Origin of the sequence: Micromonospora sp. S4605 (assembly GCF_003176715.1) — a bacterium.
GTDB classification, from domain to species: Bacteria; Actinomycetota; Actinomycetes; order Mycobacteriales; family Micromonosporaceae; genus Micromonospora; species Micromonospora echinaurantiaca.
Map to the genome: position 1 here is coordinate 58,722 of NZ_QGSW01000225.1, position 11,660 is coordinate 70,381.

Annotated in this window: 13 protein-coding genes; 8 read left to right on the forward strand and 5 right to left on the reverse strand. The window is 73.0% G+C overall.

The genetic code is table 11. The features are described 5' to 3' along the window. Positions 1-38: 38 nt before the first annotated feature. Positions 39-515, reverse strand: coding sequence for a flavoprotein (locus DLJ47_RS19195; protein ID WP_233257896.1), 477 nt, complete (start codon positions 513-515; stop codon positions 39-41). Between the two features lie 11 nt (positions 516-526). Then, positions 527-1,774, reverse strand: a complete 1,248-nt coding sequence (locus DLJ47_RS19200; RefSeq protein ID WP_158289848.1) for a helix-turn-helix transcriptional regulator — start codon at positions 1,772-1,774, stop codon at positions 527-529. A gap of 232 nt (positions 1,775-2,006) precedes the next feature. On the opposite strand from DLJ47_RS19200, the gene DLJ47_RS19205 reads away from it, so the two are divergent. The 5 genes from DLJ47_RS19205 to DLJ47_RS19225 all read left to right on the forward strand — a co-directional run bounded on the left by DLJ47_RS19205 (position 2,007) and on the right by DLJ47_RS19225 (position 4,682). After that, positions 2,007-2,261 carry a hypothetical protein gene (locus DLJ47_RS19205; RefSeq protein ID WP_109901321.1) on the forward strand — a complete coding sequence of 85 codons (255 nt, stop codon included), beginning with the start codon at positions 2,007-2,009 and terminating at the stop codon, positions 2,259-2,261. Next, entirely contained in the window at positions 2,258-2,500 is a 243-nt protein-coding gene (locus DLJ47_RS19210) for a DivIVA domain-containing protein (RefSeq protein ID WP_109901322.1), read from the forward strand. The genes DLJ47_RS19205 and DLJ47_RS19210 overlap by 4 nt, the downstream gene beginning before the upstream one ends. Beyond that, complete coding sequence (locus DLJ47_RS19215; protein WP_109901335.1) at positions 2,497-2,760, forward strand: hypothetical protein; 264 nt, start codon at positions 2,497-2,499, stop codon at positions 2,758-2,760. The genes DLJ47_RS19210 and DLJ47_RS19215 overlap by 4 nt, the downstream gene beginning before the upstream one ends. Positions 2,761-2,818: 58 nt before the next feature. Then, entirely contained in the window at positions 2,819-3,583 is a 765-nt protein-coding gene (locus DLJ47_RS19220) for a DUF427 domain-containing protein (protein WP_109901323.1), read from the forward strand. Positions 3,584-3,776: 193 nt separating this feature from the next. Next, positions 3,777-4,682 carry a hypothetical protein gene (locus tag DLJ47_RS19225; RefSeq protein ID WP_146228143.1) on the forward strand — a complete coding sequence of 302 codons (906 nt, stop codon included), beginning with the start codon at positions 3,777-3,779 and terminating at the stop codon, positions 4,680-4,682. Positions 4,683-4,741: 59 nt separating this feature from the next. Here DLJ47_RS19225 and DLJ47_RS19230 read toward each other — a convergent pair whose 3' ends face one another. Next, positions 4,742-5,677, reverse strand: a complete 936-nt coding sequence (locus DLJ47_RS19230) for an oxidoreductase (protein ID WP_199235904.1) — start codon at positions 5,675-5,677, stop codon at positions 4,742-4,744. Between the two features lie 83 nt (positions 5,678-5,760). Here DLJ47_RS19230 and DLJ47_RS19235 point away from each other — a divergent pair, with 83 nt between their 5' ends. Beyond that, positions 5,761-6,393: a TetR family transcriptional regulator gene (locus DLJ47_RS19235; protein ID WP_109901326.1), complete on the forward strand. Its 633-nt coding sequence runs from the start codon at positions 5,761-5,763 to the stop codon at positions 6,391-6,393. A 72-nt stretch (positions 6,394-6,465) separates the two neighbouring features. Here DLJ47_RS19235 and DLJ47_RS19240 read toward each other — a convergent pair whose 3' ends face one another. Both DLJ47_RS19240 and DLJ47_RS19245 read right to left on the reverse strand, forming a co-directional pair. After that, a complete protein-coding gene (locus tag DLJ47_RS19240; RefSeq protein WP_109901327.1) occupies positions 6,466-6,780 on the reverse strand; it encodes a GYD domain-containing protein in 315 nt (104 codons plus the stop codon). A 43-nt stretch (positions 6,781-6,823) separates the two neighbouring features. Then, positions 6,824-7,045, reverse strand: a complete 222-nt coding sequence (locus DLJ47_RS19245) for a hypothetical protein (protein ID WP_146228144.1) — start codon at positions 7,043-7,045, stop codon at positions 6,824-6,826. A gap of 156 nt (positions 7,046-7,201) precedes the next feature. On the opposite strand from DLJ47_RS19245, the gene DLJ47_RS19250 reads away from it, so the two are divergent. Then, positions 7,202-7,900, forward strand: a complete 699-nt coding sequence (locus DLJ47_RS19250; protein WP_146228145.1) for a hypothetical protein — start codon at positions 7,202-7,204, stop codon at positions 7,898-7,900. A gap of 92 nt (positions 7,901-7,992) precedes the next feature. Then, complete coding sequence (locus tag DLJ47_RS19255; protein WP_109901330.1) at positions 7,993-11,343, forward strand: AAA family ATPase; 3,351 nt, start codon at positions 7,993-7,995, stop codon at positions 11,341-11,343. Positions 11,344-11,660: the final 317 nt, after the last annotated feature.

The window sequence follows — 11,660 nt, forward strand, 5'->3', positions numbered from 1 at the left end:
TGCCTGCGGCAGGCCCAAGGACAGTGATTTCCGGGAGGCTACTCGAAACCTAGACGGTCAACGACCGTACGCCACTCCAGCTCAGCAGGCAGGGGCGCAACGGCGACGTTCGCGTTCCGCAGTAACCGCAGGTTCCGGTCGTAGCTCGGGTGGGCGGCGAGCTGTGCCTTGACGTTGGGGAACGCGTATACCGGGATGCCGGCACCGAGCGCTTCGTTCAGGATGCCCAGCGCCAGCGTGTCGTTGATCCCCTGCGCCCACTTGTTGATCACGTTGAACGTCGCCGGCACCACGGCGGCGGCAGTCGCCGGCGGATGCGGCTCCGGATCGCCGGGCATCCGCCACCTGACCCGGACCGGGTAGCCGGTCTGCCGCTCCAAGGCTTCGCGGTCGATCCAGGTTGCGGCGGTGGGCGTCGCGGTGAGGCAGATGGTCCACCCATCATCTTGCAGCAGCTCGATCAGTTCGCTGATGCGTAGCACCGGAGGCGCGGCGCAGACGACCAGAGCCAGCACTCGTCGCTGACTCATGCCAGCAACCCGGCCCGTTCCGCCAGTGGTCGCAGCCCCGGCGTCGCCACACGTCGCTCCTTTGCCAGAAGGTTGAACAGGAGCGTGCGGCCCTGGACGTTGGTGCGGACCACCTCGGCGGCTATCCGTTCGGCTTCGAGCAGGTGTAACACCGAGACCGATCTGTCGCCGGACGACATCAGAACGGCTGCGGCGAGGTCGACGTGCACCTGTGCCCTTCGGCCGACCAGCACGGTTGGCAGTCGCGAGGTGTCGAGGCGCGTTCCGATCTCCAGGGCCTGCTCCGAGTTGCCGGCCCGAACCGCGGCGGAGACCGCGTGGATCACGACGTTCGTCGGACCGAAGCCGGTCCACAGCCGGTTGCCGTCGGCACCCAGCGTCGTTGCGAGACCGTCGGCTCGCGCCAGGAAGTGGGCCGCCTCCTTCGGGTTGCCCTGCCCGGCTGTCAGCACGGCGGCCAGGAGCACCAGAGCGCCGTGAGCGGACAGCAGACCAGGATCGCGAGTGGGGCCATCAGCGGCCAAGCGCTCGATGCTGTCTCGCACAACCTGCTCGGCTTCGGGCGCCCGTCCCGGCAGCCGCATGAGACCACAGGCCGCCTGGTATGCGGCGACTGCCGCCAACGCCTGGTCATCTGCGAGCCGAGCGGCGGTGGAGGCTCGATCGGCGGTCAGCAGGGCGGTGTCGCCGTCACCGACCTTGGCGGCAAGTTTCGACGCCGCGATGTACGCGGCGGCGAGCAGCCGAAACGCGCTTCCACGATGCAGCCCCGCCGACCTGCTGGACAGCTCCGTGGCCTGGCCGAGCACGTCGGGTAGCAGGCGGGCGGCCGACGTGTAGCTCGCCCTCTGGTAGAGGTGGTGCACCCGGGCCACCGACCGCCGCACCTCGACAAGCGACTGAGCCGGCCGAGCGGGCGTGGTCAGGTAGTTGGTCAGGTAGGCCCGGAGGCCGCTCAGCAGCTCTGGCGGGGTCGCGGAGGAAGCGGGACCGCGAATCTCATCTGCCATGGCCTGCCCTCGATGCGCTGCCACCGACACGTCGACGAGCATGTCGTCGAGTTGTTCGAGCGTAATCCCCAACGCGGAGGCGATCCGGGCTCGATGCCACGGCTGCGGATCCGTTTCGGCGTTCTCCCAACGCACCACGGTCGAACGCTCCACGCCAAGGATGCCGGCCAAGCGCTCCTGGCTATATCCGAGCGCCTTCCGCCGTTGACAGAGCCGGTGCCGCTTCAACGCCACGCCCGATCTCCCTCCGATCCGTCGCCACTGTAGTAACAGCCCGTCGACTGCGCGGGTACGCGGACGCCTCATTTCTGCGTCACACCGGCCCCTCGGACGCTGTAGTTCCTGGTCAACTCCTCGCCGAGGCTGAGCGCATGGCCCGGGGCGGGTGCTGGGCTCCGGCGGCGTCGACCCGAACGGCGAGCGCCGCCCCCGCCCGCCCCGGTGCCCCACCAAGCGAGGGAGGGACATGGACTCGATCGACGAGGTGCTCGGCGAGCTGCCGCTGCCGCCGTACGTCACCGCCGAGGACGTCGGCTTCGCCGTCAAGGCACTGACCGTGCACGCCGCCGAGCAGTGGCCCGACGGCCCACGTTGCCGCAATGACCGCGCGCCGCACCCGTGCCGGCTGCACCGCTGGGGCCGGCCGGTCCTCGACCAGCGCGGCCTCACCGACCGGCAGATCCAGACGCTGATCGCCGAACAGGAGGCGCCGCAGCGATGATCTACGTGACCGGCGAGCGCCTGCTGCCGCAGCACGTGCGCGTCGCCGCCTTCGACACCCGATGGCGCGGCCTCGATTCCGACCAGGTGCACGCCTACCTCAACCAGGTCGCCGACGAACTCGACCGCTTGCACCGCGACCTGGCCACCGCCAACACCGAGGCCGAACGCATCCGCCAGGCGCTGCGGCAATGGCAGTCCCGCCACCACGGCTGCCACGCCATGAGGTGGCCAACGTGACCGCACCCCGTTGGGTCATCCACCTGCCCACCACCCTGACCAGCCTCGACGCCGCCGTCGAGCTGGCCGTCGCGCTGCGCGACTCGCTCGGCCACGTCACCGCCGTCGACTTCGGCGAGACCACGCTCAGCGAGGAGGACCGCCAGTTCCTGCGTACCCGCGTCTGGTGTGATGCCAGGCTCGATGGGCCCGGCCGCTGCCGGCGGCGCAACGCCCACGACGGCCTCTGCGCAACCACCGAGGATGCGTTCGATTCGTAGCCGCCGCGCTGATCGTTGAACCAGTGCCCGATCGTCAGAGCCAGCACGGGAGGACCAAGTGCCGGGTTATCCGAAGGCGAACGTTCCGGTCGACCATGTCGAGCCGGTCCCGCGCCGGATCCGCGCCTTCCTCGCCGGGCAGCAGGTGCTGGACACCATGCAGGCCCGGTACGTGTGGGAGTGGCCGCTCTACCCGCAGTACTACATTCCGGCGGCCGACGTGAACCGCAGCCTGCTGGTCGATGAGCAGTGCACGGAGGAGTTGTCCCGCGGCGCGGCGCGGCTGCACGGGCTGCGGGTGGGCGAGACGGTCCGTCGTTCGTGCGCGCGCTGGTACGGCGACGACGCGCCGCCGGCGCTCGCCAACACGATCCGGTTCGACTGGGCCGCCCTGGACAGCTGGTTCGAGGAGGACGAGGAGGTGTTCGTGCACCCCCGCAACCCGTATGCCCGGGTCGACGCGCTGCGGTCCGGCCGCCGTGTGCGGGTGGAATTGGACGGGGTCGTGCTGGCCGAGTCGGCCGCGCCGGTGCTGGTGTTCGAGACGGGCCTGCCGACCCGCTACTACCTGAACCGCACCGACGTGGACTTCAGCCACCTCGTGCCGTCGCAGACGCGGACGGCCTGCCCGTACAAGGGCCGGACCAGCGACTACTGGTCCGTCCGCGTCGGCGGCACCGTCCACCCGGACCTGGCCTGGTCGTACGCCTTCCCCACCGGGGCGCTGCTGCCGATCGCCGGCCTGGTCGCCTTCTACAACGAGAAGGTCGACCTGATCGTCGACGGCGAGCGGATCAGCCGGCCGAAGACCCACTTCTCCTGACCCGCGCCGCGCCGTACCGGTGGCGGCGGCTCGCCGCAAAGACGCACGGCACTCAGTCGACTACTTAACGTAGTCGGTTTGGAGATAATGCCTGGTCGACTGACTACTTAGCGTGAGCTCGTCAATGACGAAGCTCCGCGGTGGTTGGCCGGCACAGGGCAGCGCCGCGGAGCGTGACAGACAGGAGAGTCACATGTCAGCTCAGCGAGTCTCCCGCCGGTTCGGGCCCCGCGCGCTCAGCCTCATCGCCGGCGCCGCCGTGGCCGCGGCGATCGTCGTCCCGGCCGCCCCGGCGTCCGCCGCGGTGCCCGGCCTGGTCCGCGTCTCCGCGACCAGCGCCAGCAACTCCACCGACTTCCGCAGCGTCACCGCGACCTGCCCGGTCGGCAAGGTGCTGACCGGCGCGGGCTACGAACTCAACGGGGCGACCGGTGAAGCGGTCGTCGACGACTTCCGACCAAACGGCGGCGCGGCCACCGCGCCGACCGCCGTCACGGTCGGGGCGTACGAGGCGGAGGCGTTCGCCGGCAACTGGTCGGTCACCGCGTACGCCATCTGCGCCAACCCGGTCGCCGGTCTGGTCCGGGTGTCGGCGACCAGCGCCAGCAACTCGAACGACTTCCGCAGCGTCACCGCGACCTGCCCGGTCGGCAAGGTGCTCACCGGCACCGGCTACGAGCTGACCGGTGTCACCGGCGAGGGCGTGGTCGACGACTTCCGGCCCAACGGCGGCGTGGCCACGGCGCCGACGTCGGTCACCGTGGGGGCGTACGAGGCCGACGCCTTCGCCGGTAACTGGACCGCGACGGCGTACGCGATCTGTGCCAACCCGCTCGCCGGCCTGGTGCGCACCTCGGCGGTCAGCGCCAGCAACTCCACCGACTTCCACAGCGTCACCGCCACCTGCCCGGTGGGGAAGGTGCTCACCGGCGCCGGCTACGAGCTGAACGGAGTCACCGGCGAGGCGGTCGTGGACGACTTCCGCCCGAGCGGCGGCCCGGCCACCGCACCGACCTCCGTCTTCTCCGGCGCGTATGAGGAGGACGCGTTCGCCGGCAACTGGACGAACACCGGGTACGCCATCTGCGCGACCGCCTGACCTGTTCCAACCCTGGCCGGTGGCGGGCGCCCAGCGCCCTCACCGGCCAGGGCTTGTTCTTATCGGACGGTGCTGGGAAACGCGTACCGGACGCCGGTCAACTGTTCCGATACGTCCCACAGGCGGCGGCCGGTCTCGGCGTCGGTCGCCGCGGGGGACAACCGCACCAGCGTCGGCCGGCCGCGCAGCTCGCCGAGGCCGTCCGGCCCGATGAACTGGCCGCTCTGCACGTCCGGGGCGGTCGCCGCGGACAGCTGGGGCAGCGCGCCGTCGGCCGGCGACTGGGCGAGGATCGGGTTGCCGATCCGCCCGAGCACCACCCGCCACAGGCCGACCGGCGTGCTGGTCTGCAGGTTGGTGGCGGTGTAGCCGGGATGGGCGAGCAGGCTGCGTACCGGGCTGCCCGCGGCGGTGAGCCTGCGGTGGAGTTCCCACCCGAAGACGGCGTTGGCGAGTTTGGACTGGTTGTAGAAGCCCATCGGTGAGTAGCGGCGCTCGCCGTCGAGGTCGTCGAAGCGGAGCCGCCCCTGCCGGTGGTTGATCGAACTCACCGTGACCACCCGGGGGTCGCGCCCCTCGGCCAGTCGGTCGAGCAGCAGCCCGGTGAGCGCGAAGTGACCGAGGTGGTTGCAGGCGAACTGCAGCTCGTGGCCCTGCGCGCTCAGCGACCGGGGTGGCGCCATCACGGCGGCGTTGTTGACGAGCACGTCCAGCCGCGGATGGTCGGCGCGCAGCCGGTCGGCGAAGGCGCGGACCGTGTCGAGGTCGGCCAGGTCGACCTGGCGTACGTCGAGACTCGCGGCCGGGTGCTCGGCGGTGATCTCCGCGACCGCGCGGCGGCCCTTCGCCTCGTCGCGGACCGCGAGGATCACGTGCCCGCCCCGGCGGGCGAGCGCCCTGGTGGTGGCGAGGCCGAGACCGCTGTTGGCTCCGGTGACGACGAACACCCGGCCGGTCTGGTCCGGCATCTGGTCGGTGGCCCAACCCTTCCGCATCATGCGACACATCATGTCGGTCATGGCACTGAGTGTCAACGGATCGCCTGGGTGCCATCCGTGGCATCGCCTAGCATGGGCCCGTGAACCCGCGTCCCGAGGTCAGCCTGGCCGAGCGCAAACGCCAGCTCGTCTCGAACGAGCTGACCGAGGCGGCGTTGCAGCTGTTGGCGCGCAACGGGTTCGACGTGGTCACCATCGACGAGATCGCCGCCACCGCCGGCGTCTCCCGGCGTACGTTCTTCCGCTACTTCGCGTCCAAGGAGGACGTGGTCGTCCAGTTCCTGACCGGCATGGGCGCCGACATCCGCGCGGAACTGGCGGCCCGCCCCGCCGAGGAGCGACCCTCCGTCGCGCTGCGGCACGCCATCTGGGTTCCGATCGCCGCCTGCGCCGACCACGGGGACCGGGCGCTGCGTGTGGTCCAGCTGATCCTGCGTACGCCCGCCCTGCTCGCCCGCTACCTGGAGCGGCAGGCGCAGTGGCGCACCGACCTGGCGGCGGAGTTGGGCGGCCGGCTCGGCCTCGACCTGGACACGGACCTGTACCCGCAGTTGGCCGTCGGGATGGCGCTGAGTGCCTTCGACGCCGTGCTGCAACGCTGGAGCGACAGCGACGGCGCCGAGGACCCGGCCGGCCTCACCGACCGCGCCTTCACGGTCATCGCCCCGGCGCTGGACGTCCCCGGCGGGGGAGCGTCCGGCACTTCGCGGTAGGCGCCCGAGCGGCCGCCGTCGCGGGTGGTGCGGTCGGCGGTCGCGGGCGGCACTGGTGCTGACGGCGGCGCGTCACCGGCCCGGAGGCTGGTATTCGAGCCGCTCCCGGGTCGCCTCGTCGATCTCGTCGGCGGTCAGGATCGGGGTGACCCGGGTGTCCACCCCGCCCGCCGCGCGGATGTCGATGGCCAGCGCGGCGGCGCTCTTGTGGTCCGGCAGGTCGCACACCACGTAGGTGTCGTCCGCGCCGAATCCGAAGTACATCGACTCCATCCGGCCGCCGGCACCTTCGATCATCTTCCGGACGACCTCGACGCGTTTCGTGCCGCCGTCGGTGGTCAGTCCTTTTATCCCGTCGATCGTGTAGGTCGACTTCAGTAGGAACATGGCCACGCCGCCATCACCTCCCTGCGAATCGATCGCCCGGGGCTCAGCCCGTGCCCTGCCGCTGGACCCGGTCGGCGCCCTCGACCTTGGCCCGCCCCTGGTCGCGTTCGCTGCCGGCCGATCCGGTGGCGGTGCGCAGGTGGCGGGCCTTCGGCGAGTGCTCCACCGGCGAGCCCTGGTGGCCCCGCGCACCGCTGCCCGGATGCCGCCGCCCGCGTGCCGACTCACCGCCCGGATCGTGCTTGTTCTCCTTGTGGCTACCCATGGGCGGCGCGTACCCGGTACGCCGCCCGCTACGCATCCGCCGGGGCGGCCCGTCGACGACGAGCGACGGCACGAGATCGGCGAGTAACGCAGCACGGACTGCCGCCGGCGCGGGACGGGTCCACGCGATCCGAGAAGCTTCACTACTGTCACTGCGGTGACGGGGATCAGGGTGCGTCGTGCCGGTCGGCTGGGTCTGGTGCTGTTCGCCATGGTGGCGTTCGGGTTGTTCATGCTGCCGTGGTTCCGCGGCGACGGCGGAGAGGGGACGACCAACGGCCTCGACCTGGTCTACGTCGAGCCCGCACTGCCCGGCACGCCGAACCCGTTGACCCAGTACTTCCTCGAACTGGCGCCGCTGCCGGCGTACGTCGGGTTGTTGCTCGCGTTCACCGTGGCGGTGCGGCGGCGGTGGGCGTGGATCGTCGCGGTCGTGGTGGTCGTCCTGGCCGCCGTGCTGACCGCGGCGTCGGCGGCCGGGCTGCTCGCCGGCGTGGAGGACTACTGGGAGCCGGCCGAGGTGGCCCGCTACCGGCTCTTCGCGCTGGTGACCGCCGCGCTGGCGGTGGTGCTGCTGGCTGCCGCCGGCACGCTGGCGGTCGGGTTGCGCCACGTGTACCACGGGTTCGTGGTGGCGCTGCTGCTCGCGTTCACGGCGTTCCACCTGGTCAACGTCGCGATCCTGGCCGGGCAGGCGGTGGGCCAGCGGATGACGCTGACCGCGTGGCTGCCGGCGCCGGCGTACCTGCTGGCGGCCGGCTGCGCGGTCCTCGCCGCGACCGGCGCCGCGCTGGCCGAGCGGTCGGAGCCGGCCGCCACCCCCGCACCGGTCGGCCAGCCGGCGGTACGCGCGTAGCCGAGCCGCGGCGCGCCGCTGCCGGTCGATGGGCGGGCGGCGCGGTCGGGGAGCGGCGGGATGTCCGACGGTTCGGCTACCGTCGGGGCGTCATGGAGCCGCGGTTCGGCGAGGTCGTCATCGGGCGGGAGCACCCCGCGGGTCTGTTGCGCGCCGAGGTCGACCGGGCGGCCGCCAGCCACGGCGGTCTCGTGCTGGTCGCCGGCGAGCCTGGCATCGGCAAGACGACGCTGGTCACCGCCGCGGCGAAGGAGGCGCGCCAGCGCGGCGCGCTGGTGCTCGGCGCCGCCTGCTGGGATTCCGACAGCGCACCCGGCTACTGGCCCTGGGTGCAGGTGCTGCGGGGGCTGCGCCGCTCACCCGACGACTGGGCGGCGGCCCGGGAGGCGGCCGAGCCCGGCCTGGCCCCACTGCTCGGCGAGACCACCGATCGCACGATCCGCGAGGTGCTCGACCGCGCGGGCGGCACCGCGCTGGCCGAGGTGGCGGGCGAGGGGCGCGGCGACCGGGACGAGTTCGACCTGCACGACGCGGTGACCACCGCCCTGGTCGCGGTCGCCCAGCGCCGGCCGGTGGTGGTCGTCCTCGACGACCTGCACTGGGCCGACCCGGCCTCGATGCGGCTGCTGCAGTTCGCCGCCCAGCACACCTGGTTCGAACGGCTGCTGCTGATCGGCACCTACCGCGACGCCGAGGTGGAGGCCGCCGACCATCCGCTGCGCCCGCTGCTGATGCCGCTGGTGGCGAAGGCCACCAGCGTCACCCTCACCGGCCTGTCCCGCGACGAGGTGGGCGCGCTGATGAGCCGCACCGCGGGCCGCGAGCCCGACGCCGACCTGGTCGACGAGGTGCACCGGCGCACCGGCGGCAACCCGTTCTTCGTCGAGCAGACCGCCCGGCTCTGGCGCGCCGACGGCCAGGTGAGCACCATCGCCCCCGGCATACGGGAGGCGGTGCGGCGGCGGCTGGCCCAACTGCCGGCACCGGTGGTCGAGGTGCTCACCGTCGCCGCCGTGCTGGGCCGCGAGTTCCACCGGCAGGTGCTGGCCGCCGGCGGCGGTGTCCCGGCAGCCCAGGTCGACCGGCTGCTCGACCGGGCGGTGACCGCCCGCCTGGTGCTGGCCCGGGGCGGCGGCCGGTTCGCCTTCGCCCACGACCTGGTCCGGGAGACCCTCTACGACGGGCTCGGCGACGACGACCGGCGGGCCCGGCACGCCGCCGTGGTCCGGGCGGTCGACGGCTCGGCGGCGCTCGCCGAGCGGCTGATCCCGGCCGACCTGGCCCGACACGCCCACCTCGCCGGCGACCGGCTCGACCCGTTCCGGGCGGCCGAGTTGCTGGTGGCCGCGGCTCGGGAAGCCGGCCGCCGGCTGGCCGTGGATGAGGCGTTCATCCACTTCCGCCGGGCGTTGGAGGTCGCCACCGACCCGGCGCAGCGGGTGAAGATCTCGATCGAGCTGGGGGAGTTGCTGCACCACGGCGGCGACGGCGTCGAGGCCCTGCGCCTCTTCGCGGAGGCCGCCGAGCTGGCTCTGACGGTCGACGATCCGGTGGTGCTGGCCCGCGTCGCCCTCACCGTCCACCGCGCGCGCCTGGCCGGCACGCAGCGGGTGCCCGACGCGGAGGGGCTGCTGCGGGAGGCGTACCGGCGGCTGATCGGCGAGCCCGGCGACGGCCTGCCGGTCGGCACGCTGGTGGCCGACCTGATCACCGCCGCCGAGTCGCGCGCCCGGCTCGGCCACGACGACGAGGCGCTCACCTTCAGCCTGTGGGCCCGGCACGACACCAGCTGGGGCCCGGGCACGGCCGCCGCCCGGGCACCGATCACCGCCGAGATCCGCGAGGTGGCCCGCCGGACCGGCGACCGGGAGACCGAGCTCTGGGCGACCTCGCTGCGCTGGGTCGCCCTGCTGGAACTCGGCGACCCGCGCTACCACGCCGAACTCACCGCCTTCGTCACCGGCGCCCGCGAGGGCGACGCCCGGCACCGGTTCGCCGCCAACATCGACGGCGGCATCATCGCCGCCTTCCGGGGCGACTTCGCCCGGGCCGCGGAGCACTTCGCCGAGCTGGGTGACCTCAGCGAGTGGGAGCACGCCGACTTCGCCTTCATGGGCGAGCACATCCGCTGGTCGTGGCTGCTGCTGCAGGGGCGGTTCGACGAGGCCGACGCGCTGCTCGACGGGCTGGACCCGGGCGGCCATCCGTACCTGGGCCTGGTCCGGGCCATCACCGCGGCCGAGCGCGGCGACCCGGCGACCGCGCTCCGGTTGACCGCCGCCATCGAGGAGGCCGGCACCACGTACCCCCGCGCGGTGTCGCCGTTGTGGCTGCGGCTGCGCGCGCAGGTCGCCGCCGCGACCGGCGACCCGCGCCGCTGCGCCGAGGCGCGCGAGGCGTTGGCGCCGCACCGTGGGCAGTGGCTGGCCGCCCTGTTCGGCTGCGACGTCAGCGGCCCGGTCGACCACTGGCTGGCCCTGGTCGACGCCGCGCAGCAGCGCTGGGACGACGCCGTCGCCGGGTTCGAAGCGGCCCGCGACGCCGCTGACCGGATGGGCGCCCGGCCGTGGTCGGTGCTGGCCCGCGCGGCGACCGCTCGCGAACTGCGCGCCGCCGCCGCCCGCGACGCCGCCACGCTCGGCATGCACCAGGTGGCCGGCCCGTCGACCCGCCCGGCCGACGCGCTGCCATCCCCGGCGCCCGGGGGCTCGCTCCCGCTCGCCGGGCCGCCAGCCGGCGTGTCGCTCGCCGACGCCGGTCCGCCGGCCGGCGGGTCGCTCACCCCGGCCGGCCGGTTGATCGGCGCCTCCTCCACCTCGCCCGGCACGCCCGCCTCGGCGCCGACCGCGGGTTGGAATCCGGCCGCCGGGTACGGGGTCGGGCCGCCGGCGGTCGAGGCGTACGAGTTCCGGCGCGACGGCCCGGTCTGGCAGCTCGGCTACGCCGGCACGGTGGTGCACCTGCCCGACGCCAAGGGCCTGCACGACCTGCACCTGCTGCTGGGCCGGCCCGGCGTCGACGTGCCCGCGGTCGAGCTGCTCGACCCGGCCGCCGGCCCGGAACTGGTCGCTGCCCGCCGGATGGGCGGCGACCCGGTCCTCGACGACGAGGCGAAGGCCCGCTACCGGCGGCACCTGACCCGGCTCGACGACGAGATCGACCGGGCCGCCGAGCGGGGCGACGAACCGAAGGTGGCCGCCCTCGACGCCGAGCGGGCCGCGCTGCTCGCCGAGTTGCGGGCCGCCGCCGGGCTGGCCGGGCGCAGCCGCCGCCTCGGCGACGAGGCCGAGCGGGCCCGCAAGACGGTGACCGCCCGAATCCGGGACGTGCTGCGCAAGCTCGACGACCGGCACCCGGCGCTCGCCGCTCACCTGCGCGACACCGTCTCCACCGGCGGCACCTGCCGCTACCTCCCACCCGAACCGCTGCCCTGGCGCCTCTGACGCTTGGCGTCAACCCGCCACCGGGCTTGGAGAACCTTCACCCCGCGCCCAGTCACGGCATGGGCATGACCGTCGAAAGAAGCCTGTCGTTACCGCGATGCGGGACCGGACAGGTTGACCGACAAGCTGAAGCTTCGCCTGGCTGCCCCGACCGCCGATGTCAGAACTTGCGTTCCGCAGCTAACCTCTAAGAAAGTGTTGTGATACCTCGGCGTGATCTTCGTTGGCCGTGTCGGTGAAGATCGTGTCTGTGTCGTTGTGTCTGTAAACCGGCGTACGAGTCCTCTCTGACCGATCCGCAATGGGCGGTGATCAAG

Excerpts from the sequence above, each read along its gene's own strand:
- DLJ47_RS19210 (WP_109901322.1), top strand. The coding sequence starts at position 2,258 with ATGATCTACGTGACCGGCGAGCGCCTGCTGCCGCAGCACGTGCGCGTC.
- DLJ47_RS19230 (WP_199235904.1), bottom strand. The coding sequence starts at position 5,677 with ATGCGGAAGGGTTGGGCCACCGACCAGATGCCGGACCAGACCGGCCGG.
- DLJ47_RS19255 (WP_109901330.1), top strand. The coding sequence starts at position 7,993 with ATGGAGCCGCGGTTCGGCGAGGTCGTCATCGGGCGGGAGCACCCCGCG.
- DLJ47_RS19205 (WP_109901321.1), top strand. The coding sequence starts at position 2,007 with ATGGACTCGATCGACGAGGTGCTCGGCGAGCTGCCGCTGCCGCCGTAC.
- DLJ47_RS19240 (WP_109901327.1), bottom strand. The coding sequence starts at position 6,780 with ATGTTCCTACTGAAGTCGACCTACACGATCGACGGGATAAAAGGACTG.
- DLJ47_RS19245 (WP_146228144.1), bottom strand. The coding sequence starts at position 7,045 with ATGGGTAGCCACAAGGAGAACAAGCACGATCCGGGCGGTGAGTCGGCA.
- DLJ47_RS19225 (WP_146228143.1), top strand. The coding sequence starts at position 3,777 with ATGTCAGCTCAGCGAGTCTCCCGCCGGTTCGGGCCCCGCGCGCTCAGC.